This is a genomic window from Mycobacterium sp. M26 (genome assembly GCF_001494595.1).
In the GTDB taxonomy this organism is placed as follows: domain Bacteria; phylum Actinomycetota; class Actinomycetes; order Mycobacteriales; family Mycobacteriaceae; genus Mycobacterium.
The window spans coordinates 1,448,232-1,468,138 of the sequence record NZ_LN929907.1 but is presented as its reverse complement, the minus strand read 5'-3'; the positions used below and the strand labels follow the sequence as shown (position 1 = coordinate 1,468,138).

Sequence of the window (19,907 nt, the reverse complement as noted above, 5' to 3'; positions counted from 1 at the left end):
GCTAGGCCGCGTTGCGCGCGCTGTGGCCCACCGACTCGTGACGCCCGGACGGCGACGACGTCGTGGTGTCGGCCGCACCCGCCGCACCACCACTCTTCGTCGACGACGCGCTCAGCGGTTTGCGTACGGCCGAGGCCGACCGCGGGGTCGCTGCCGCCGCACTGGCTCTGACCGATGAGGCGACACTGCGCAGCGGCGTGGCAGCCGCCGGCGCGGCCGCACCTGCCGGAACAGTGGCGCCCGTTTTGATGTCCTCGATGGCCTGGTTGATGCCCTGGCCGACGGCGTTGACGAAGTCGACAGCAACCTCCAGTGGGTTGACCCGCGGGATCAACCGGAAAGGCGTGTAGACACCGGGATTGGTGGTCCTGTCATAGCCGGTGTCGATGAGAACCCGCAGCGCGGGCGAGAGCAGGTCCACGATGGGCGTGGTGATTCTGCCGAGACCGGTGGCCGCCCCCAGCAGCACCAGTGGCTGCATGATCGGCAGGATCTTCGTCGGGATGGTGACGTAGGTCGTGTCGTTGTAGTACTTGAAGTTCTCCGGATGCTGCGCCGGATCCAATTGCGCTGCTAGTTCGGCGGCGGTGTATCCGTCAGGCAGTGCCGTCGGGCTGGTCTTGCTGTTGGGCGCGATGTAGGTGGTGTGGATGAAGATCAAACCCATCACCGCGTTCACCGTGGCCAGCAGGTTGAGCGGATAAGCGGGCGCATCACCGACCGGGTCGTACTCGAAGGCGATGTCGGTGACCGGAAAACCGGTGTCGGTCGGTGTCGCATCACCGGTCTCGACGTCGAGGATCGGAATGTAGCTGAGCGGTCCGAGACGGGTCCAGATGCCGCCGTTGGGCCGATCCGGGTTGCCGGCGACGACAACCTGCAGACGGTTCTTGATCGAGCTGTCCAAAGTCAGCAGGTTGGTGATCTCGTTGGATACCACCGCTGCGCCCTGCGAGAACCCGAAGATGACGATCGGGTCGGTGGTCGAGTCGAGCGTGTTGATCAGCGCGCTGTTGAGGTGCCCGACGCCGGTGGCTACCGACTGGTCCCATTTGGGTGCGGTCAGGCCGCCCACCAGCGGCCACAACGACGCCGGGTACGGGATGCCGGTCAGCACACAGCTCGGCGCCGTGCAGGAGGTGTCGCCCAGGTAGTAGGTCTGGACGTTCGTCTTGAAATTGGTGACGGCATCGGCGTCGGGGGTTCCGGTCCCGGGCACGATCAGCGCGGTCGTCGCGGCCAGCGTCACCGCCGACGTGAATATCGAGGCAACGCCGAGAACCACGGCGCTGAACAGTGCGAGCAGGACTGCGGCCAAACGCCGGAAGTTGCGCATGCGACAAATTTGACCATGCCAGCGCCAACTCGCGCGCGGGAACACCCGATCGGCGTGGCACGCTGGAATTCGTGGCCGACACCCTCTACGCCGACGTTTCCGAGTGGCAGGTCGGGGTCAACGACACCTACCCCTACCCGGTGTTGTGCATCCGGTCCAATGACGGCACCTACCGCGACCGCCGGTGGGTCAATAACTACGGCTGGTGTCTGCGCAATGTCGACAACGGGCGCCTGGTGTTCTTCATCGCCTACTTCGTCTGGCGGACCAACTGGCAGCAGACGGTGGCGACGTTCAGATCCCAAGTGCGAGCACCACATCCGCGGATGGCGGTGATGATCGACGTCGAGTCGTGGGGCGGGCAGATCACCGGTGACCAATCCGCGGGAATCAACGCGGCCTACCGGGAGGTGGGCGCCTACGTTGGTTCGACGGCCAAGGTGATCGGGTACGGCAACGTGGACGATCTGAACCGACTGTGGCCGGACAAGCCGCCAGGCATCCGCTTGGTGGTCGCCGCCTACGGTTCCAACCCGCCGCATCCGGGCAAGGTCGCCCACCAGTACACCGACGGCCAGGGGTACGGCGGCGGGCTGCCCGAAGGGGCGTCGCCGTTCGGCCGGTGCGACATGAACTCCGCCGACGGCCTGACCGCAGAGCAGTTCGCGTCCGCGTGCGGGATTTCTCCGGTGCTTCCGGTCCAACTCGCCGCACGGCGCCGCCGGGCTTTACTACAGGCCAGCCCGTACGCTGCGCAGCGCCGACTCGCCTGAGCCCCAATATCTTTCACTATCGTCAATACTGAAACGTTCGGCTGACCGTGATATAAGCGGTGGGTGGAAAACGCGAGCACGCTCGCGGATCTGTGGGGAGATGTAACCGGGGTCGGGGCCGGAACGTGGCTGGTGGTAGCCGCCTGGGCAGCTGTGCTGCTGGGGTTGCTGGCGCTGCTGTACACGCATCGGCAGATCCGTCGGCAACAGGACAACACTGACAAACAGCTACGCCCGCACGTCGCGGTGTTCATGGAGTCGCATGCGGCCGACTGGCACGTGATCGAGTTGGTCGTGCGCAACTACGGCACATCGGCGGCCTACGACGTCGAACTGGCCTTCAAGACTCCGCCCACGGTGGCCCGCTACGAACAGGCCGAGGACGGCTTCGCCGATATCGTGGAACTTGCTCTCCCGCAGAGCATTCCAGAGCTCGCACCGACCCAGGAGTGGCGCACGGTCTGGGATTCAGCGATCGACCGCGAGCAGATCGGGTCGTCGATCGGGTCCCGGTTCGACGGCGCGGTGACCTACTACGACCGGACCGCCGCACCGGGCTGGTGGAGCCGGACGTTTGGCCGCAGACGCCGCGTCTACCGCAGCAAGATCTCGCTGGACTGGGCAACTCTGCCGCCGGTCCGCCGCGTGGACCTGCTCACCAGCCACGATCTGGCCAAACGGGAACGCGAGAAGCTCGAACTGCTGCGCACGTTGCTGGACTACTTCCAGTTCGCCTGCAAGGAAACCCGGGCCGATGTGCTGCGCGCGGAGATCCAGCGGATGCGGCGGGCCGCCGAGGAGACCCAGAGCCGTTGGCGTCGAAACCAATTCGAGCCCCCGACCGAGGTGGTTCGACTCCCCCGCCATGGCTGATCCGGATTGCCTCTTGGCAATCGGAACTTTGTTACGTAACGTCGATCCGCATTGACGCTGCGACGAAGGAGCTTCCATGAGCGGGCCGGTGAGTTATCGCAAGGACGACGCGATCGCCGTGATCACACTCGACGACGGCAAGGTCAACGTGCTCAGCCCGAGCACGCTGCAGGAGATCAACACCGCCCTTGACCGCGCCGAGGCCGATGACGCCGGCGCGGTGGTGCTGGCCGGCAGTGAGCGGGTGTTCAGCGGCGGCTTCGACCTCAAGGTGTTCCGCTCCGGCGATATCAATGCCTCGATCGCGATGCTGCAGGCTGGCTTCAACCTCTCTCATCGCCTGCTGTCGTTCCCCAAGCCGGTCGTCGCTGCCATCACCGGGCATGCCATCGCCATGGGCGCCTTCCTGGCCTGCAGCTTCGACCACCGGATCGCCGCCCACAGCTACAACTTTCAGGCCAACGAGGTCGCGATCGGGATGGTCCTGCCCTACCCGGCCCTGGAGGTGATGAAGCTTCGGCTCACACGATCGGCCTATCAGCAGGCGGTCGGGCTGGCCAAGGTGTTCTTCGGCGAGACCGCACAGGCCGGCGGCTGGGTGGACGAGATCGTGCTGCCCGAGCAGGTGCTGCCCCGCGCGCTGGAGGCTGCCGCGGAGTTCACCACCCTCAATGCGGGTGCGCATCTGGCGAGCAAGCTGCGGGCCCGGCAGGACACCCTGGACGCCATGCGGCACGGCATCGACAACATCCACTCCGAGTTCGGGATGTAGCAGTCCGTGCCGAGGGTCAAGCAGCGCACCCCTGAGCTGCGCGACCGGGTGCTCGATGTCGCCGTCACCACGCTGTGCGACGACGGCCTGTCCGGGTTCACCACGCGCCGGGTCGCCGAGCGCGCCGGAACCTCGGTGCCCGCGGTCTACGAGTTGTTCGACGACAAAGCAGGCCTGCTGCGGGCGGTGTTCTTCGAGGGGTTCCGACGGCTCGGCCGCCAGCTCGGCGAGCTGCCGGACACCGACGATCCGCTGGCCGACCTGAAGGCGGTGATCCCGGTGTTCCGCCGGTTCTGCCTGGACTATCCGCCGCTGGCCCGGGTGATGTTCAGCCGGCCGTTTCAGGATCTCGATCCTGGTCCCGAGGAGGTCGGCGCCGCGCCGACGGTCCGCGAGGTTCTCGTCGGCAAGGTGCAGCGCTGCCGTGAGGCTGGCGCGCTGGTCGGTGATCCGGTGGATATCGCACATGTATTGCTCGCTCTGGCACAGGGTTTGGCGGTTCAGGAGGCCGGTCGGTGGTTGGGCACCTCAGCCGCATCGGTGAACCGGCGCTGGGACGTGGGGGTGCAGGCCGTGCTGGCCGGGTTCAGCCGGTAGCGTGCCGCGCATGGGACGCGTCGAGGGCAAGGTCGCACTCATCAGCGGTGCGGCCCGCGGAATGGGCGCCTCGCACGCCCGTCTCCTGGTCCGCGAGGGCGCCAAGGTCGTCCTCGGTGACGTCCTCGATGACGACGGCACCGCGGTCGCCGAAGAGCTCGGCGACGCCGCCCGCTACGTCCACCTCGACGTCACCGACGCCGCCGACTGGGCCGCTGCGGTCGACGTGGCGCTCGCCGAGTTCGGCAGCCTCGACGTTCTGGTGAACAACGCCGGCATCGTCTATCGCCGGACCCTGCGCAATCTGGAGCCCGAGCGTTGGCAACGGGTTCTCGACGTCAACCTCACCGGCACATTGCTGGGGATCAAATCGGTGATCGGGCCGATGACCGCGGCCGGCGGCGGGTCGATCATCAACATGTCGTCCATCCAGGGCATGCGGGGCACACCGGGCAACCACGGCTACGTGGCGTCCAAATGGGCGATCCGGGGTCTCACCAAGTCAGCGGCATTGGAGCTGGCGGCCAACAATATTCGGGTCAACTCACTGCACCCGGGCATGATCCGGACCCCGATGACCGCGCACATGCCCGAAGATCTGGTCGCCGCCCCGATGGGTCGCATCGCCGACCCCGAAGAGGTGTCGACGTTCGTCCTGTTCCTGGCCAGTGACGAGTCATCATTCGCCACCGGCGCGGAATTCGTGATGGACGGTGGCTTGATCACCGATGTACCGCACAGGATGTGACCATGGGACGCTTCGAGAATCGAGTCGCCATCATCACCGGTGCCGGCGCAGCCGACGGGATCGGGTTCGCGGTAGCACGCCAGCTTGTGGCCGAGGGCGCCCGAGTGGTGATCGGCGCGACCAGCGACCGGATTCACGACCGTGCTGCTGAATTGGGCTCTGCTGCAATCGGTGTGGTCGCAGACCTGACGGTCGACGGTGCCGCCGACGAGGTGGTGAAGACCGCGACCGATGCCTGGGGCCGGCTCGACATTCTGGTCAACAACGCCGGGATGACCTCGGTGACGAGCGGCTGGGACGCCGATGACGAGGTGGCGCAGCTATCGCTGCAGGACTGGGACGCAGCGATCGCCCGCAACATGACGACCGCGTTCCTGATGTGCCGGGCCGTGGTGCCGGTGATGACGTCAGCCGGTTATGGGCGGATCGTGACGGTGGGCTCGACGACGGGCACGGTGAACGCGATGCCCGGTCAGGCCACCTACACCGCAGCCAAGGCGGGGCTGGTGGGCTTGAGCCGTGCTCTCGCGCTGGAGGTGGTGCGCCGCGGCGTGACGGTCAATGTCGTCGCACCGGGCTATGTCGCGACCGGCTCCCAACTGGAGTTCGAGGCGTCCGCTGCCGAGACAGGCCCGTTCGGGCGCAGTGGCACAGCCGACGAAATCGCCTCGTGTGTACTGTTTTTGGCGCACGAGACGGCCTCGTTCGTGACCGGCGCCGTGTTGGTTGCCGATGGTGGCCACAACCTGCCCGAAACCTGGACATAAGTCGGTGGGGACCATGCGGTCCCCACCGACAGTGTGCTGGTCTGGCTCAGAAACCCAGATGCTGGTCGAACTGGTTGTGCGAGGACAGGTCGGTGGCCGCCTGGGCGTGCGAGGCCGACGAGTCGTGGCCGGCGTCGAACAGCGAGTGGCTGGAGTAATCGGCCGCAGTGTGCGACGACTGGTCGACCGCGGAGTGATCCGTAGTCGGAGCCGCCACGTGGGTGGAGGAGTCGACAGCCGCGTGCTGGTCGACGGTGCTCGACGCATGGCTGCTGCCAGCCGACGCCGTCCCGGTGGCCGCGCCGCCACCCTGCGCGCCGGTGATCACGGATGCGCCCTGCGAGCCGGCCGCGACCTCACCGCCGCCAGAGGCCGATCCACCGGTGTTGATGACAGCGCCCTGGCCGGCCGACCCGGTCTGTGTGTGCGTTCCCGCGCTGGCGCCGCCGCTGACGGTGCTGTGCCCGCCGAGGGCGGCGCTGTCCTGCCCGAGGATGTCAGCACTCCCGCTGACGCTGTTGTGGGCGTCGACATTTCCACCGACCGTCGTCTGGCCGGATGACGTAGCGGCAGCAGCTGTCCCACCGGTGTGCACGGTGCTGTGCGCGCCGAGGCTTGTTGCCTCGTGGGTGAGGAAGTCGGCATTGCCGCCGGCCGTCGCACCCGCGGCAACGTTGGTGTGCCCACCGAGAGTGGCGCCGGCCACCGGGGTGGAGACCTCGGCATTGGTGTGGCCGCCAAGGGCCGCACCGATGTTGGTCTGCCCACCGAATCCGCCACCGGTATTGGCCTGCGTGCCGAAACCACCGCCGGCGTTGGCTTGCCCACCGAATCCGGCGCCAGCGTTGGCCTGTGAACCGAAGCCTGCACCGAAGTTGGTCTGGCCCGCGACGCTCGACTGACCGCCGAGGGCTACGCCTTCGTTGTGCAGGAAACTGGCTGCCGCGGTGTTGGTGGCTGCTGCCTGCGTGCTCAGTGCGGCGCCGCCGAGCGGGCTGACGACGCCTGCGGTGGTGGCGCTGCTGATGGCGGTGTTGCCCGCCGCGCCAAGGCCTGCGCCGCCGAGTCCAATGGCGCCGCCGCCCGCTGCCGCGGTCTGATTGGCGAAGCCTGCACCGCCGAGCGGGGTGCTGAATCCAGCACTCGAAGAGCTGGTGAAGGTGTCCTGGGCGCCGATCCCGGTGTTCACCGTGGGTGCGCCGGAGTTGGCATTCAGGTTCACGCGGCGTTCCGCGTCGATACCGCTGTTGGCCGAGAACCGGCCGCGGTCAACGGCTTCCGCACCGGCACCCGCCGCGAAGGTCGAGCCGATGTTGGCTCCGGCGTTGGCCCCGCCACCGATGTTGGCGCCGCCGCCGACGTTGCCGCCGAATTGTGTTGCGCCACCGAGTCCGGCGTTGATGCCGCCACCGATGTTTCCGCCGACACCGAGACCGGTGCCGATGCCGCTGTGAGCGCCTGCGCCCAGGTCAGCATTGAATCCGCCTCCGACTTCAGCGCCACCGCCGACACCGAGGCCCGAACCCAGGCCGATTTCAGAACCGATTCCGCCCTGGAATCCGCCGCCCACTTCGGCGCCGCCGCCGATGCCGAATCCGGTGCCCAAGCCACCACCGGCACCGATTTCGGTGCCCACGCCGGCGTTGAAACCGCCACCGACCTCCGCACCGCCACCAACACCGATACCACTGCCAAAGCCAGTGCCGAGCCCAACCTCAGTACCCAGACCGGCGTTGAACTCACCGGCGACCTCGGCCCCGCCGCCGATGCCGAAACCGGTGCCCAAGCCAGTGCCGAGCCCAACCTCAGTACCCAAGCCGGCGTTGAAACCGCCACCGACCTCAGCACCGCCACCAAAACCGATACCACTGCCAAAGCCAGTGCCGAGCCCAACCTCAGTACCCAGACCGGCATTGAACTCACCGCCGACCTCGGCCCCGCCGCCGATGCCGAAACCGGTGCCCAGGCCAGTACCGAGACCAACCTCAGTACCCAAGCCCGCGTTGAAACCGCCACCGACCTCGGCCCCGCCGCCGATGCCGAAACCGGTGCCCAGGCCAGTACCGAGACCAACCTCGGTACCCAGACCGGCATTGAAGCCACCGCCAACCTCGGCGCCCCCACCAATTCCAAGCCCAGTGCCCAAGCCAAGTCCGGTCTCCAGGCCCGTTTGCAGACCACCACTGAGTGCGGTGCCCAGGCCGGCGCCGATTCCTTCGCCGATCCCGGCGGCAAGACCGCTGCCGGCGTCGGCACCGATCTGCAGAGCCTGATCGCTGACCACCGCGGCGTCGCCCACCGGTGCGAATCCGTATTGGCTGGACACTGCCTGAGCCAGACCCGCCACGGGGTCGGCTCCGGGCAGCTGCAGGCCGGGAACCGCCGATGCAGCCACCGATTGCAGCTGCTGTGGGCTGACGTCGGCCAACCCCGCGCTCGCCAAGGCGGCGCTCGGGTCGGCAACAAAGGTCTGCGCGGCGTTCTCGTCGGCGAACAGATCGAGAATGAACTGAAGCAGGGTGTCCATGAAGGAGTGCCTTTCGTCTACGGAAAAACCTGTATCGCCGGCCCCGCCCGGTGACTGATAGCCACGCTATGGACAAGTTCCAGCCCCCAACATGGGGCGCAGTCCCCTACTGAATAGGGCCCCTACCGGGATATCCCAGCAATCCCCTTTAGGGGATTAGGGGATCGGTTCTCCGCGACCATGGATGAGCAGGAAATTCTCCACGTGAACAGCATCGATGCTGATCAAAGCTCGGAGAACACGCAACATTGGGGCACCAAGCGATGCCCAACCGTTATCCCGAAATTGACTGTCAGGACATTTTCAGCAAAGCGAAGATCATCGCCACCCGTCTCGCGATGGGTGTTTGGACACCGCCTGATCAGACCCTCGAGTGGTTCTGCCAGTGATCTGGATGTTCAGCCAGCCACTGACGTTCCACGCGCTGCACACGGTGGTGTTCGACGGTGATCGCCAGGCCGCCCGCGATCAACAGAGCTGCGGCCGCCGAGATCAGCGCCATCAGAATCTCGTGGTGGTTGTAGGCGAGCGCGGCGACAACGCCGGCCAGCCCGACCACACCCAGAGCGATGAGCAGTAACCCCGGTAGCCACAGGGTGTCGACGAACGATTCCCCGGCGTGCGGCTGAGTTGTTCGCGCGTGATCGACCGGATCGCGATACGCACCCTTCATGGCGTCTCCCTTCCGCGAAGAGACACCCCCATCGTACGCTCATGTGAGCTAGATCACACCAGGGTGCCGGCTCGGCGAAAACCTTCACGACCGTTCGCGACGTTTTGTGCGTCAATTTCGTCGTCGAGCCCGCACAATGCTGGTAGCCAGTGCCGTTCGCCGGCTGATCGGGGGTGTTCTATGACCGCACTCGTTGCGCGGCTATCCGCGGTGGTGGTCGCGGTAATCGTCGCCCTGGGCCTGGTCATCGCTCCCCCGAACACCGCACCCGAACCGGCCGCCCTTGCGGCCGCCAGCATTGCCGATATCCAGCTTCAAGCAGCCGCTTCCGCCACGCCACAAGCCAATGCCACCACGCCGACGATCAACGACGTCGTCGAGATTGCAGCGCTCATTGCCGCAACTCCACTGTGGTACGCGGCCGTCCCCATCACCCTGCCGGTAAGTCTTGCTTTCGGCATCTGGTTCAGCCTCGCGCTCAACATCATTCACGGCAGCTACAACATCAACCTTGCCGAAAGCCTGGCCTACGGAGTGGCGACTTACTTCGCGGGGCCGCTGGTATTGATCTCGTCGAAACTGTCACCATTCCTGCCGTCGTCGGCAGCACCTGGCACAGCGCAGACGCGGCAGACGGCCGCCGGGCCATCGCTAGAGGCATTGATTGACGTCGTCCAAGCTGTTGGTTCGGCGGCTTTCTGGTATGCCACGCTGCCCATCACGCTGCCGTCGGTCATCGTCGGCGCCGCGTGGAAGGAGCTGTACTGGAATTTGGTGAGTGGTCATCCGCAATTCGACATCGGGGGCGCGGTCCTGCGAGCCGTGATCACCTACCTCACCACTCCGCTCGACGCGATCAAGCAGAGCCTCACGAATCTGTTCCAGCCCACCACTCCCGTTGCAGCACAGGCGCAGTCGCGATCCGTCGCTGAGCCGACAGCACGTCAGTCGACCACACCTGCACAACGCAGCGTCGCCAGCTCACGTCGCGCAGCGCTGGCCGCCACCCGCGCCCAGCCCGCCCCGGCAGCTGACCTCCACGTCAGTCGACCACACCTGCACAACGCAGCGTCGCCAGCTCACGTCGCGCAGCGCTGGCCGCCACCCGCGCCCAGCCCGCCCCGGCAGCTGACCTCAACGCCCCCGCGTCGGCATCCACGCACCGCACCGCAGATACGTCGGATGCCGACACGGCGAACACCCCGACCAAGCAGACCGCCACCGGAAGCTCCGGCCGCGGCGTCAAGAAGAGCCAAACCGACTAGGTTGTGTCAGTTAACGTGACCGCACTCATCACGCGCCTATACGCGGCGCTCATCGCGGCAACCGTCGTCCTCGGCCTGGTCACCGCTCCCCCGGAAGCTCCCGGGGCGGCCACCCTCGCGGCCGTAAACATCGCCGATATCCAGCTTGAAGCGGCTACTGCCGCGACCCCGCAAGCTGCCGGCAAAATTCAGCCAACTGCGGACGCACAGCCAAATGTGCAACTGCCGTCGCTGCAGGGCGTCGTTGACGTCGTCAAATCCGTGGTGACGGCTGCGGCGTGGTACGTCTCGTTTCCCGTCACGTTGCCCTACCTGCTCGCACTCAGCGCAGCCGGTGCGGTCTTCACGGCGTACTTCAGCGGCTTTCAACATGGTCTCGATATCGGAGCCGCCCTTGTCGAAGGACTCCGGTTGTTCATCACCGTTCCGCTCGATCTGATCAAGCAGAGCGTGACGAATCTGTTCCAGCCCGCCACTCCCGTTGCAGCACAAGCGCAGTCGGGATCCGTCGCCGAGCCGAAAGCACGTCAGTCGGCCACACCTGCACAACGCAGCGTCGCCAGCTCACGTCGCGCAGCACTGGCGGCCGTCCGCGCCCAGCCCGCCCCAGCAGCTGACCTCACTGCCCCCGTGTCAGCATCCACGCACCGCACCGCGGACGCGTCGGACACCGACACGGCGAACACCCCGGCCAAGCAGACCGCCACCGGAAGCTCCGGCCGCGGCGTCAAGAAGAGCCAGGCCGACTAGCCGCGCCGCCGGTCGCCGTCGGACGGATCAACACCCAAAGCGGCGTACGCGCCCAGGTACTTTTGTCTCAGCTTGTCCTGAGTCGCGGTATCCAGCAGCGCCAGTCTCGACGGGTCGGTGTTGTCGGCCAGATCGGCCAGCTTGACCTCGAGCGCATTCGGATGGGACTTGATCCGCTGGTAGTACTCCTCAGCCGACACACAATCGCGGCGGGTCAGCAGTTCGACGGTCTCGATCACGTCGACCGGGATGCCCTCAGCGGCCAACTCCTCGGCGCCAACGCCACTGTCCTCGAGCAGGTCATGCAGCAGTGCCGCGGCGCGGGCCACCGCGTTGTCGCCAGCCACATAGGAGGACACCCGGCGCGGGTGCTCGATGTAGGGCTTGCCGGCCTTATCGGTGTGCCCGTCGTGCCAGCGCACGCACAGCCGGTCGGCGACGTCGATCAGATCGTCACCGGCCACCGGCAGTCCCGTTTCTAGTCCGACTTGCCGCAGCTGCAGCTATCTCCGCACGTGCAGTTTTGGCACGTACAGTTCGGGTTGCTGCAGGCCGACGTCGTTGTCTGTTCACTCATAGCCCCCATTGTATACCTGTGGGGGGTATCCAAATCCCGGGTTACGGCTTGGGTGTCAGAGCGCTGCCCTTGAGCCACTCGGCCCACGGCAGCGACCAGTCACCGTTCTGCCAGATCTCCAGCCGCGGGCCGCCGGTATTGCGCACCTCCACGACGTCACCGGGCTGGGAGAAGTTATAGAACCAGGCGGCGTTCTCGCTGTTGAGGTTCAGGCAGCCGTGCGAGGTGTTGGTGTTGCCCTGTGCCCACACCGTGTCATTGAGCTGGTGCAAGTAGATGCCGTCGGTGCTGATGCGGGTCGCGTACGGAATCTTCAGCTTGTAGCCCATCGACGACGCGACCGGCAGGCCGTAGGTCGAGGAGTCCATGGTCACCACGTCGGCCTTGTCGATCACGGTATACACCCCGGGCGGGGTCCACCACGAAAACGTCCGTCCCGCAATGGTTTCGTAGCCGCCGCGGCCCATCGACGTCGGCATGCTACGCACCAGCTTGCCGTTGTCGAAGACGTTGACCGTCTTGGTGGTGTCGTCGGCGATCGACACGTGGGCGTCGCCGATCGTCAGCGTGGCCTTCTCGTTGTTCTGGCCGTACAACCCGTCGCCGAGCGCCACTCCGAAGACGTTGGCCGTCACCGTGACGGTGGTACCGGGGCTGTAGTACTTCTCCGGACGCCAGTGCGCCGTCGCGTCGTCCACCCAGTACCACGACCCCTTCACCGGCGGGTTGGTGGTGACGACCAGCTGACGTTCGGCGGCCGCCTTGTCGGTGATCGGCTCGTCGAAGCGCGCCGAGATGATGGTGCCGATGCCGTAGCGCTGGTCTTCGTGGATGGGCAGCCCGCCGGGCGTCTCGAGGTACACCGAGGTCAGGTTGTTGGGGGTGGCGGTCGCGAAGGTCGTCGTGCGGGCCAGCGGCACACCACTGGTGCCGCGGCTTGCCACCTGCATGGTGTAGTCGCGACCGTACTTCAGCGGCTCGCTGGGCTGCCAGGACGTTGCGTCAGCCGAGAGCGTCCCGGGCACGGTGTTGCCGTAGTCGTCGACCAGGGAGACGTTGGTGAGGCTGCCGGCAACGGCCCGCGCCGAGACTCGGCTCAGCGGGCTGAGGTCAGATGACCCGTTCGCCGGAGCAACGCCCAGCAGCGGCGGCCGGGGAGTCTCTGGAGGCGCGACAGCTGCCGCTGCGGCCGCAGGAGTCTTGCAGCCGTCCTGGCATCCAGGCAGGCCGGCCACGTCGCTGCCGAGAACACCCAGGAGCAATGCGCCCACCACCAGGATCGCCGTGCTAGCACGACCGGGACGACTCACCGAAATTCACTCCAGAGCTGGACGACGAAATGTTGCCGGCGTCACCATTGACGACTGCGATCATAGACGGAAACCGGCCCGAGTTTCGACGCGATGAGGCCCGAACGGTCGCCGACAGACAGCAAACACCCGTCTCTTAGCGGAGCTTAATTTCCGCGACCTGCACGCAGCCCCGTTATCGCACCTCACCAGGGTCCAGCCCGACAGGCCCGAACGGTGTCTGCGGCCCGCGGTGGCGCAGAGCGCGGCGCGGGGCGATACGCCCCGCGCCGCGATCATCACTTCTGCTCAGCCTGCTGACGGGCCTCGTGCACCTTGGCCTGAGCCCGGGCCTTCTCGGCCTCGGCTTCCTTGGCCGCCGCTTCGCGCTGGGCGGCTGCCTTGTCCTGCTGGGCCTGGCCCTCACGCACCAGGTCGTCACGACCGGTGACCGTGCCGACGACCTCCTTGGCCTTGCCCTTGAGGTCCTCGATCAGACCGCCGGCAGCATCCTTGGCGATGTCCTTGGCATCCGACATGACAATCTCCTCCTCACGAGCCGCGGGGGAATCCGCGGCGCTCACATACGCCGGCGCATTCGGTCGCGCCGACTACATGGAGTTGGACGCAGACACAGCGCCGAACCGAACGCCGGATTCAGGTGTGCTCGATCACATCAGCGGTGGACGTCGGTCACCGTGACGGTGATGTCGACATCGGCGTGGTTACCGATCACGTCGGCCACCACCGCTTCGGTGCTGTTACGCACGTGTGCCGCAATCACATTCAGATCGGCCTGGTAGCGACCACTGAGCTGCACCGAAATCCCTTGCAGGACATCGCCGTCAGAGATGACATCGATCCGGTCGACGATGTAGTCGCCGCCTCCGGTCAAGGCGCGGCTGATCTCAGCCGTCAATACCAGGTCGCTGACATAGATCACTCCCGCCGTGCTACCCGGTTGGGGATCCTCGACTTTCAGCGGCCAGCCGCCGCGGGGGGTGGCGCGAACAGCAGAGAGCACAGCAGGTTCGATGGCCTGCCAGCCGGGTTCGGGTACGGCGCGCAGCAGTCGGCCTGCGCGCTCGTGGAACTCGAAATCACCTATCGCCATTGTTGAAGCCTCTGCTGAAGTGTGACACGGGCCCGGTGGTGATGGCCCCTGGCCGCGTCAGGGCTGAGATTCAGGATGGAGCCAATCTCCGGGAACGTCAATAATTCGATCTCCCGCAATGTCCATACTGCGCGCTGCCGCGGCGGCAGTTCGGCCAGGGCCACTTCCATCGCCTCCAGGAAGGCGCTGTTGGATGCGGCGGTGAACGGATGCGTTCCGGCGTCGCGGCTCACCGGTTCGATCAGCCGGTCGTCGATCGGGATCGCCCGCTTGACCCGTCGCGAGTCGGTGACCTTGCGCGCGCAAATCGCGAAGAGCCACGTGAGAATCGCGCTGTCCCCGCGGAAATTTCCGATCTGGCGCCAGGCCGCCACGAAGGTCTCCTGAACGATGTCATTGACGGCGTCGGTGTCCTGGGTCATCCGCCGCGCGTAGCGGTACATCGCCGGGCCGTGGCGCCGCACGATCTCCTCGAACGCTTCGATCGAGCCTGCTCTGGCGGCCGCAGCCAGTTCGCGGTCCTCGACAGCTGCCGAAGCCTCCGCGGTGTCATCGCTGCGCACCTGAAGTATTCGGAGCCGGCCCGATTCCGGATGTGTGTCACATGACACAGATTTCGCACATTCGGTTCGGGCCATCGGCTCCGACTCACTATGCGTACGACATGAGTGAAGGAAAGGATCAACGATGAGCACGACGCAAACCGCCACTGCCGCACCGGTCGCCGCCGCGGCCAACGGCCCGCTGGCCACCAGCCACGGCCGCACCACCATCGCCGACACCGTGGTCTCCAAGATCGCCGGCCTGGCCGCTCGCGAGGTCAACGGTGTCCACGACCTGGGCGGCAACACCAGCCGCGCCGTCGGCGCCCTGCGGGAGCGCATCCCGGGCGCGTCGACCAACTACTCGCAGGGTGTCTCGGTCGAGGTCGGCGAGAAGCAGGCCGCCGTCGACGTCGACATCGTGGCCGAATACGGAGTGTCGATCGCCGACCTGGCGTCCGGCATCCGCCGCAACGTGATCGCCGCACTCGAGCGGATGACGGGCCTGGAGGTCGTCGAGGTCAACATCACCGTGCACGACATCCACGTCGACGACGACGATGACGAGCCCGCCGGCCAGCAGCTGACCCGGGTCGAATAATGACCCACGCCGAGGACACCGCCGCGGACACGGTTGCGGGCATCGCCCTGGCCGTGCCCGGGGTGGCGGCGCTCCACCCCGGCATGTTCGGTGAGGTCGGCACCTACCTTCCCGGCCGGCGCGTCACCGGCGTCCGTGTCGGCGAGGACCGGATCGAGGTCCACATCACCGTCACCGCGGGCGCACCGATCCGGCAGACCGCCGCACAGGTGCGTTCCGCGGTGGGCGCCGCTCTGCCCGGCCTGCCGGTCGACGTGACCGTCGAAGAGGTCACCACACCACCACCCGCCACCGGCGGCGACGCCGAACTTCAGGAGGATCGACTATGACAACCGCTACCGCAGGCATGCTCGCCGGAGTTCTGCTCGGCGTCGCTGCTGCCGCCGGAGGCTTCACCGGCTTTCTGCTCGCGCTGGTGCTCGGACTGATCGGTTATGTGATCGGCGGACACCGCGACGGCGAGTTCGACGCCACCACCTGGATTCGGGGCCGCGGCCGTGGCTGAGGACAGCGCCGATCCGGGCGACCGGGGCCGACTGACCATCCGCGACAAGGCAATTGAGCACATCGCTGTCGCCGCCATGCTGGATGTGCCGGGCGTGCATCACGAACGCACCGGGTTCCGACGGCTCACCGGCAACGAACTGCCCGGCGCCGACGTCCAGATCGCCGGTGACCGGGTCAGCGCCCGGCTGGACATCGCGGTGGAATGGGGTCGCCCGCTGGCGGCAACGGCACGCGCCGTACGCGATCACGTGGCCCAGGCGCTGCGCGACCACGGCGGTCTGATGGTCGATGCACTGACCGTCCACATCGCAACGATCACCACGGCCCCGAGTGATCGCCTGACCAGGAGGGTGTCATGACCCAGGTCCTACCCGCACAGCCCGACATCGAGCCCGCGAACAGTGCCGCCGAGGACGTCTGCCGTCCCGCTGCGGCACCGCTGGCCGCCGCGGCCGCGAGCTACGTCGGCGTCGTCCTAGCCGTTCTACTCGGCGCCCTCGGCGTCGTCTGCCTGCGCGACGTCGCGATCAAGGCGACCCTGCTCGACGGCACCCCGTGGATCCCGTTGGCGATCAAGGCTTTCGATGGCCTGCGCCCGACACCGGTCATCCTCGTCATCGGCGTCGTGATCGGCATCATGGGCCTGGCGCTCTGCGTGCTCGCCCTTCTCCCCCGCCGCGCGACCGCGGTCCCGGCGCACAACGTCGCCGGCGGGGCGGTGTACGTACCGCTGCGCGACGTCGCCCGGATCGCCAGCGCCGCCGCGCAGACCGTGTCCGGTGTCGCGCAAGCCACCAGCTCGGCAAGCCGGCGCACGGTGTCGGTGCGCTGCACCACCTCCCGGGCCGACCGTGGCGAACTCAGCCGCCTGGTCACCGATGCCGTGCGCGACGAGCTGCAGCCCTTGGTTCATCAACCGCGCATCGCGGTTCGCATCCGACAGGAGGCCCGTCCATGAGCCGCACAGCCGTTGGTATCGACCGAGCGGTGGCACTGCTGCTGGGCCTGGCCCTCATCGCGGTAGCCGTGCTCGGCTGGGCTTGGCATCTGGGCAAGCTGGGAACGGTGCGGGCCCTGCAGACATCCCCTGCCACCGAGGCCACCCACACCTGGTGGTGGCCCTGGGCCACAGGCGTTTTCGGAGTGCTGGCCCTCGGGATCGCCATCCGCTGGCTGATCGCCCACCGGCCGGCGCGGCGCGCGAGCCGGGTGGTCCTGGAGCAGTCGTCCGAGGCGATCACCGTCGACGCCACCTCGGTGGCCGACGCGTGTGCCGCCGCACTCGAGGCGAATACCTCAGTACTCAAGGCCCGTGGCAGCGCCACGATGCAGCGGGGAGTCCCGACCGTGACGTTGACGGCGACGGTGCCGGCCCGCCAGGGTTTGAGCTACGGCGTAGCCGCCGCTGATGACGCGATGCGCTCCGCGGGCACGATGCTCGGCGACGCGGTCGCGATCCGCACGGTGCTGCACACCGATCCCAAGCACCACCACGGGCCGGTGCTGTAGCGGTGTCAGCCCAGGGCGCTGCCCTTACGCCACTCCGACCACGGCAGCGTCCAGTCCCCGTTCTGCCAGACCTGTAGTGCCGGACCGCCGGTGTTACGGACCTCCACCACATCCCCCGGCTGGGAGAAGTCGTAGAACCACTCGGCGTTCTCGCCGCTGAGGTTCAGGCAGCCGTGCGAGACGTTGGTGTTGCCCTGGGCCCACACCGTGGCGTTGAGCTGGTGCAGGTAGATGCCGTCGGTGCTGATCCGGGTGGCATACGGGATGGTCTCCCGGTAGCCCAGCCGCGAGTTGATCGGCAGGCCGTAGGTGGAGGAGTCCATGATCACCGGGTTGGCCTTGTCCATCACGGTGTAGACCCCCGGCGGCGTCCAGAACGACAGGGTCTGGCCGCCGACGGTCTCGGTACCGCCCATGCCCATCGAGGTGGGCATGGTGCGCACCAGCGTGCCGTTGTCGTAGACACTGACCTGCTTGGTGGTGTCGTCGGCGACGGAGACGTGCGCCCGGCCGATGGTGAAGGTCGCGGTGGCGTCCTGCTCGCCGTAGAGGCCGTCACCCAGCGGAACACCGTAGATGCCGGCCTTGACGGTCACCGAAGTTCCTGGCGCATAGTACTTTTCCGGCCGCCAGCGGGCGTTCTGATCGTCCACCCAGTACCACGATCCGGTGACCGGCGGGGAGGTGGTGACGGTAAGCCGGCGCTCGGCGGCGGCGCGATCACCGATCGGCTCGTCGAAGTGGGCGACGACGATGGCACCGATCCCGAGCGTCGCGCCGTCCAGCGGCTGACCGCCCGGGGCGTTCAGGTAGACCTCGGTCTGATTGCTCGGCACCAGCGTCTGGAACGTCGACGTGACCGAGGACGGGACGCCGCCCGGGCCGCGGGCATCGACGGTCAGGGTGTAGCTGCGGCCGTAGCCCAGCGGAACGGTCGGCTTCCAGGTCTTGAAGTCCGGGGTAACCACACCGGGTACCGACTTGCCCGCGTCGTTGACCAGGCTGACGTGGGTGAGCAGGCCGGTCTGGGCGACCGCCTTGACCGAGGCCAGCGGGTCGACGTCGGTGGCGCCGTCGACCGGGGTCAGGGTGACGGTGGCCGGGTCCTTGGACGGCGGCGGCAGCGGGACCTGCGCGGCGGCCTCGGTGCGGCAGTGCTCAGGGCAGTGCGGCGTCGTCGAGATCACCACACCGCCCAGAACGGCCAGCACGGCAAGGACCGCGGCCAGGCAGGCACCGCGCGCACGACGACTCAAAGACACCCATCACTCCATAAAAGGTCGGCCATTCTCGCCGGAGAGCCCCCCGATCAGCGGGCCCCTAAAGCATAGACGGGACAGCCGACAGAAGCGTTCTGTGCAATAGCGCGTGGTTCGTCACAACATGGACAAGACTTCAGCACATGACCGAACCCGGTGCGGCCCGTGTCGCGGTGTATCTCGACTTCGACAACATCGTCATCTCGCGGTACGACCAGGTCAACGGGCGCAACTCTTTTCAGCGTGACAAGGCCAAGGGCCTGGACCCGGCGAAACTGGCCCTGGCCCGGGTGGACGTCGGCGCGGTGCTCGACTTCGCCTCGTCGTTCGGGACGGTGGTGCTCACCCGCGCTTACGCCGACTGGTCGGCGGACGTCAACGCCGAGTACCGCGAGCAGCTGGTGGGCCGAGCCGTCGACCTGGTGCAGCTGTTCCCGGCCGCGGCCTACGGCAAGAACGCCGCCGACATCCGGCTGGCGGTCGACGCCGTCGAGGACATGTTCCGGTTGCCCGACCTGACCCATGTGGTGATCGTCGCCGGCGACTCCGACTACATCCCGCTGGCGCAGCGCTGCAAGCGGCTGGGCCGCTATGTCGTGGGCATCGGGGTGGCCGGCGCGTCGAGCCGGTCACTGGCCGCGGCATGCGACGAGTTCGTCATCTATGACGCGCTGCCCGGGGTGCCCGTCTACGAGCCGCCGTCGGTCGAGGAGAAGCCGCGCGCCAAGCGGGCCAAGTCCACTGAGCCCGAAGCCCCCGACCCACAGGGCGCGGCCACCGCGTTGCTCAAGCGGGCACTGCAGATCGGGTTGGAGAAGGACGACGTCGAGTGGCTGCACAATTCGACCGTCAAGGCCCAGATGAAGCGGATGGACCCGTCGTTCTCCGAGAAGTCGCTGGGTTTCAAGTCGTTCAGCGATTTCCTGCGCTCGCGGTCCGACATCGTCGAACTCGACGAAAGCTCGACGACGCGGATGGTCAAGCTGCGCTAGGCCGTTCGGGTCAGGGTGAACGGCGCGGCGATGCTGCCCGGCTTCCCGTCACACACACCCGGGTTGTAGAGACCGGCCCACCCCGAGAAGGTGGCCGCATCCCACGAATACGTCATCAGACCGGGATGCGCGACGCCGTCGTTGCAGGTGATCGCATCGGGCTGCTCGACCTTCAGGATCCACGAGCCCACCGACCAGTAGGCGTCGCCGTTCCACGGCTGCTGACCGGCCATCCCGGTGGAGGCGACGTGGACGCAATGGTCGGTGTCGTCGGTGCAGGGGGTGACTAACCAGGTGGAGCTGACGCTGCCGGCCTTGAACTCGTAGGTGCCGAGGGCATTGGGATCAGCGGCGTGCGCCGGCGCGGCGAACCCCACGGCTAGTACAGCGACGATCAGGGCTCGCTTCATTGCGTTCCTCCCCTAGTGACGGTCCC

The 19,907-nt window shown here is 67.0% G+C and carries 25 protein-coding genes; 15 read left to right on the top strand and 10 right to left on the bottom strand.

What is annotated here, in order from left to right; genetic code table 11:
• Position 1: 1 nt before the first annotated feature.
• On the bottom strand, positions 2–1,336 hold the full coding sequence (locus tag BN3385_RS06985) for a PE-PPE domain-containing protein (protein WP_059015839.1): 1,335 nt from the start codon (positions 1,334–1,336) through the stop codon (positions 2–4).
• A gap of 71 nt (positions 1,337–1,407) precedes the next feature.
• Between BN3385_RS06985 and BN3385_RS06980 the strand changes: the two genes are divergently transcribed.
• The 6 genes from BN3385_RS06980 (at position 1,408) to BN3385_RS06955 (ending at position 5,866) form a co-directional block, all read left to right on the top strand.
• Positions 1,408–2,109 (top strand): glycoside hydrolase family 25 domain-containing protein, encoded by a 702-nt coding sequence (locus BN3385_RS06980; protein WP_059015838.1) that lies wholly within the window; start codon positions 1,408–1,410, stop codon positions 2,107–2,109.
• Positions 2,110–2,172: 63 nt separating this feature from the next.
• Complete coding sequence (locus BN3385_RS06975) at positions 2,173–2,982, top strand: DUF8453 domain-containing protein (protein ID WP_059015837.1); 810 nt, start codon at positions 2,173–2,175, stop codon at positions 2,980–2,982.
• A 76-nt stretch (positions 2,983–3,058) separates the two neighbouring features.
• Positions 3,059–3,754, top strand: a complete 696-nt coding sequence (locus BN3385_RS06970) for a crotonase/enoyl-CoA hydratase family protein (RefSeq protein ID WP_059015836.1) — start codon at positions 3,059–3,061, stop codon at positions 3,752–3,754.
• Positions 3,755–3,760: 6 nt separating this feature from the next.
• Positions 3,761–4,351 (top strand): TetR/AcrR family transcriptional regulator, encoded by a 591-nt coding sequence (locus BN3385_RS06965; RefSeq protein WP_059015835.1) that lies wholly within the window; start codon positions 3,761–3,763, stop codon positions 4,349–4,351.
• A gap of 10 nt (positions 4,352–4,361) precedes the next feature.
• Positions 4,362–5,099: a glucose 1-dehydrogenase gene (locus tag BN3385_RS06960; protein ID WP_059016475.1), complete on the top strand. Its 738-nt coding sequence runs from the start codon at positions 4,362–4,364 to the stop codon at positions 5,097–5,099.
• Between the two features lie 2 nt (positions 5,100–5,101).
• Positions 5,102–5,866 (top strand): SDR family NAD(P)-dependent oxidoreductase, encoded by a 765-nt coding sequence (locus BN3385_RS06955; RefSeq protein ID WP_059015834.1) that lies wholly within the window; start codon positions 5,102–5,104, stop codon positions 5,864–5,866.
• 46 nt (positions 5,867–5,912) lie between these two features.
• Here the strand turns inward: BN3385_RS06955 and BN3385_RS06950 are convergent, their stop codons facing one another.
• Both BN3385_RS06950 and usfY read right to left on the bottom strand, forming a co-directional pair.
• Positions 5,913–8,393 (bottom strand): IniB N-terminal domain-containing protein, encoded by a 2,481-nt coding sequence (locus BN3385_RS06950; protein ID WP_059015833.1) that lies wholly within the window; start codon positions 8,391–8,393, stop codon positions 5,913–5,915.
• 361 nt (positions 8,394–8,754) lie between these two features.
• Positions 8,755–9,066, bottom strand: coding sequence for a protein UsfY (usfY, locus tag BN3385_RS06945; protein ID WP_059015832.1), 312 nt, complete (start codon positions 9,064–9,066; stop codon positions 8,755–8,757).
• A 180-nt stretch (positions 9,067–9,246) separates the two neighbouring features.
• Between usfY and BN3385_RS28035 the strand changes: the two genes are divergently transcribed.
• Positions 9,247–10,350, top strand: coding sequence for a hypothetical protein (locus tag BN3385_RS28035; protein WP_156432611.1), 1,104 nt, complete (start codon positions 9,247–9,249; stop codon positions 10,348–10,350).
• Complete coding sequence (locus BN3385_RS06940) at positions 10,347–11,081, top strand: hypothetical protein (RefSeq protein WP_059015831.1); 735 nt, start codon at positions 10,347–10,349, stop codon at positions 11,079–11,081. Before BN3385_RS28035 ends, BN3385_RS06940 begins: the two co-directional genes overlap by 4 nt.
• On the opposite strand, the gene BN3385_RS06935 is transcribed toward BN3385_RS06940, so the two are convergent.
• The 5 genes from BN3385_RS06935 to BN3385_RS06915 form a co-directional block, all read right to left on the bottom strand.
• On the bottom strand, positions 11,078–11,545 hold the full coding sequence (locus BN3385_RS06935; protein ID WP_059015830.1) for an HD domain-containing protein: 468 nt from the start codon (positions 11,543–11,545) through the stop codon (positions 11,078–11,080). The two genes, BN3385_RS06940 and BN3385_RS06935, sit on opposite strands and share 4 nt — an antisense overlap.
• 154 nt (positions 11,546–11,699) lie before the next feature.
• Entirely contained in the window at positions 11,700–12,974 is a 1,275-nt protein-coding gene (locus BN3385_RS06930) for a L,D-transpeptidase (RefSeq protein WP_059015829.1), read from the bottom strand.
• A 272-nt stretch (positions 12,975–13,246) separates the two neighbouring features.
• Positions 13,247–13,486 carry a microaggregate-binding protein 1 gene (gene mbp1, locus BN3385_RS06925; RefSeq protein ID WP_059015828.1) on the bottom strand — a complete coding sequence of 80 codons (240 nt, stop codon included), beginning with the start codon at positions 13,484–13,486 and terminating at the stop codon, positions 13,247–13,249.
• Between the two features lie 137 nt (positions 13,487–13,623).
• Entirely contained in the window at positions 13,624–14,061 is a 438-nt protein-coding gene (locus BN3385_RS06920; RefSeq protein WP_059015827.1) for a hypothetical protein, read from the bottom strand.
• The gene (locus BN3385_RS06915) at positions 14,052–14,624 is read right to left on the bottom strand and encodes an RNA polymerase sigma factor (protein WP_059015826.1); all 573 of its coding nucleotides are present in this window, start codon (positions 14,622–14,624) and stop codon (positions 14,052–14,054) included. Before BN3385_RS06915 ends, BN3385_RS06920 begins: the two co-directional genes overlap by 10 nt.
• 124 nt (positions 14,625–14,748) lie before the next feature.
• On the opposite strand from BN3385_RS06915, the gene BN3385_RS06910 reads away from it, so the two are divergent.
• The 6 genes from BN3385_RS06910 to BN3385_RS06885 are packed head-to-tail and all read left to right on the top strand — an operon-like array spanning position 14,749 to position 17,220.
• Positions 14,749–15,204, top strand: a complete 456-nt coding sequence (locus BN3385_RS06910; protein WP_059015825.1) for an Asp23/Gls24 family envelope stress response protein — start codon at positions 14,749–14,751, stop codon at positions 15,202–15,204.
• Positions 15,204–15,533, top strand: coding sequence for an Asp23/Gls24 family envelope stress response protein (locus BN3385_RS06905; protein ID WP_059015824.1), 330 nt, complete (start codon positions 15,204–15,206; stop codon positions 15,531–15,533). The genes BN3385_RS06910 and BN3385_RS06905 overlap by 1 nt, the downstream gene beginning before the upstream one ends.
• Complete coding sequence (locus tag BN3385_RS06900) at positions 15,530–15,709, top strand: hypothetical protein (RefSeq protein WP_059015823.1); 180 nt, start codon at positions 15,530–15,532, stop codon at positions 15,707–15,709. Before BN3385_RS06905 ends, BN3385_RS06900 begins: the two co-directional genes overlap by 4 nt.
• Positions 15,702–16,070: an Asp23/Gls24 family envelope stress response protein gene (locus tag BN3385_RS06895; protein WP_059015822.1), complete on the top strand. Its 369-nt coding sequence runs from the start codon at positions 15,702–15,704 to the stop codon at positions 16,068–16,070. The genes BN3385_RS06900 and BN3385_RS06895 overlap by 8 nt, the downstream gene beginning before the upstream one ends.
• On the top strand, positions 16,067–16,669 hold the full coding sequence (locus BN3385_RS06890) for a DUF6286 domain-containing protein (RefSeq protein WP_059015821.1): 603 nt from the start codon (positions 16,067–16,069) through the stop codon (positions 16,667–16,669). The genes BN3385_RS06895 and BN3385_RS06890 overlap by 4 nt, the downstream gene beginning before the upstream one ends.
• The gene (locus BN3385_RS06885) at positions 16,666–17,220 is read left to right on the top strand and encodes a hypothetical protein (RefSeq protein ID WP_059015820.1); all 555 of its coding nucleotides are present in this window, start codon (positions 16,666–16,668) and stop codon (positions 17,218–17,220) included. Before BN3385_RS06890 ends, BN3385_RS06885 begins: the two co-directional genes overlap by 4 nt.
• Before the next feature lie 5 nt (positions 17,221–17,225).
• Here BN3385_RS06885 and BN3385_RS06880 read toward each other — a convergent pair whose 3' ends face one another.
• Positions 17,226–18,476 (bottom strand): L,D-transpeptidase, encoded by a 1,251-nt coding sequence (locus BN3385_RS06880; protein WP_502688056.1) that lies wholly within the window; start codon positions 18,474–18,476, stop codon positions 17,226–17,228.
• Between the two features lie 146 nt (positions 18,477–18,622).
• Between BN3385_RS06880 and BN3385_RS06875 the strand changes: the two genes are divergently transcribed.
• Positions 18,623–19,471 (top strand): NYN domain-containing protein, encoded by an 849-nt coding sequence (locus tag BN3385_RS06875; protein ID WP_059015818.1) that lies wholly within the window; start codon positions 18,623–18,625, stop codon positions 19,469–19,471.
• On the opposite strand, the gene BN3385_RS06870 is transcribed toward BN3385_RS06875, so the two are convergent.
• Positions 19,468–19,881 (bottom strand): hypothetical protein, encoded by a 414-nt coding sequence (locus tag BN3385_RS06870; RefSeq protein WP_059015817.1) that lies wholly within the window; start codon positions 19,879–19,881, stop codon positions 19,468–19,470. The two genes, BN3385_RS06875 and BN3385_RS06870, sit on opposite strands and share 4 nt — an antisense overlap.
• Positions 19,882–19,907 lie beyond the last annotated feature (26 nt).